1 protein-coding gene and 2 pseudogenes are annotated in these 1,574 nt (G+C 57.9%); 1 reads left to right on the top strand and 2 read right to left on the bottom strand.

Annotated elements, in window-relative coordinates:
• Window positions 1-98, bottom strand: a pseudogene (locus tag RM96_RS37595) (IS66 family transposase); the annotation flags it as partial.
• A gap of 49 nt (window positions 99-147) precedes the next feature.
• Here RM96_RS37595 and RM96_RS23825 point away from each other — a divergent pair.
• Window positions 148-1,155 (top strand): tyrosine-type recombinase/integrase, encoded by a 1,008-nt coding sequence (locus RM96_RS23825; RefSeq protein WP_039014185.1) that lies wholly within the window; start codon window positions 148-150, stop codon window positions 1,153-1,155.
• 111 nt (window positions 1,156-1,266) lie between these two features.
• On the opposite strand, the pseudogene RM96_RS37590 reads toward RM96_RS23825, so the two are convergent.
• Window positions 1,267-1,500 (bottom strand): annotated as a pseudogene (locus RM96_RS37590) (IS21 family transposase); the annotation flags it as partial.
• Window positions 1,501-1,574 lie beyond the last annotated feature (74 nt).

The raw sequence follows: 1,574 nt of genomic DNA, 5'->3' as shown, positions 1-1,574 counted from the left end.
GCAACGGCTCGCAGCGCACGCTCCGCTGCATTGTTGTCGATCTCAATGCGACCATCGCTGGCATACAGCGTTAGTGCCCTCCACTGATTCAACGAGTAATCGTCGTTTCAAAGTGTTCGCTGCCGCAGCGCTCAGGGAGGTATTGCCATGACTACTCCATCCCTCGGCTCATTGGTACAGTCATTTTTCATCGATCATCTGCCGGTGCAGAAAGGCCTGAGTCAAGGTTCAATTCGAAGTTATCGTGACACGATTCGCCTGCTCCTGTGCTTTGTTTCCGCACAACGTAGCGCTCCTATTGCATCTCTGGCGATCGAGGACCTGAGCTTCGAATGGGTTCTGGCATTCCTGAAGCACCTGGAGCAGCAGCGTGGGAATTCCGTACGTACCCGCAACCAGCGTCGGGCAGCGCTGAACACCTTCTTTGACTACCTCGCCTTGCGCGTACCTGAGATGCTGGCGACCTGTCAGCGAATCGCGGCGATCCCCGTCAAGCGCACATCACTGCCCGACACCCACTACCTCGAGCGCGAGGAAGTAACGGCGTTGTTTCGCTCTTTGCCACAAGAAGGGCGTTTCGCCCTTCGCGATCGCACACTATTGCTCTTTCTCTACAACACGGGCGCCCGGGTCCAGGAAGCTGCGGATCTTCGAGTCGAACATCTCGACCTCAACCCACCGGCCAAGGCGCGCCTGCACGGTAAAGGCGACAAGTGGCGCGCCTGCCCACTCTGGCAGGAGACGGTCAAGCTTCTTCAGCGGCTCCTTGCCGAGCGTCAGACCTCGCCGACCGCCCCTGTCTTTCAAGCAAGGCATAGCCAACCTCTGACGCGCTTCGGGATCTACAAGATTGTCCGGCGACATGCTGCGTTTTTGGATACGAGCGGTCCGCAACCTCGGCGAGTAAGCCCGCACCTATTTCGGCATACTGCGGCGGTCCACCTGCTGGAATCAGGTGTTGAGGTTAATGTCATTCGCGGCTGGCTCGGACACGTCAGTCTCGATACCACCAATCGCTATGCTGAACTGACGTTACGCGCCAAGGCTGAAGCACTACGTGCCTGCGAGGTGAGTTACGGAATTTCGGCGGCATCCCGCACTCGTGCTGCCTGGAAGGACGACAAATCGCTCCTCGAGTGGCTCAACTCTCTGTAGCCCGTTATGTGCCCACGTATCCGCAGTCCACCGCACAGGACTACCCAATACCGATCTATGGCGACATAACGGCGGTGGGCACAAAACATCGATTTTGTTCCCAGGAACAAAATCTGGGATGAGCCGCTCCGGCACTCCATGGAACCATTCAAAGGCATGCCGGTGACACTGCAGCCAGGTGGCAATGGTTTGGTCACGGACTAGCTCGACATACTGGTGCCGGGACCAGCACAGCGTCATGACGAAGTACCAAGTCTTGTGGATCTCGCCCGTGCGCACGTCGGTTAGCGTCGGACCGGCACCGAAGTCGATCTGGGCGGCCTCGCCTAATCGGAAGCACGTGGTAATAAGAAGGAAATGACCTGCCACCCAGAGTTTGCAGGGTGGCAGGCGGCACGACCTTCTCATTATGGGCGCGT

The organism is Cupriavidus sp. IDO (genome assembly GCF_000812465.1).
Lineage (GTDB): Bacteria > Pseudomonadota > Gammaproteobacteria > Burkholderiales > Burkholderiaceae > Cupriavidus.
The sequence above is the reverse complement of the archived record's forward strand: the minus strand, read 5'-3'. Positions and strand labels throughout refer to the sequence as shown.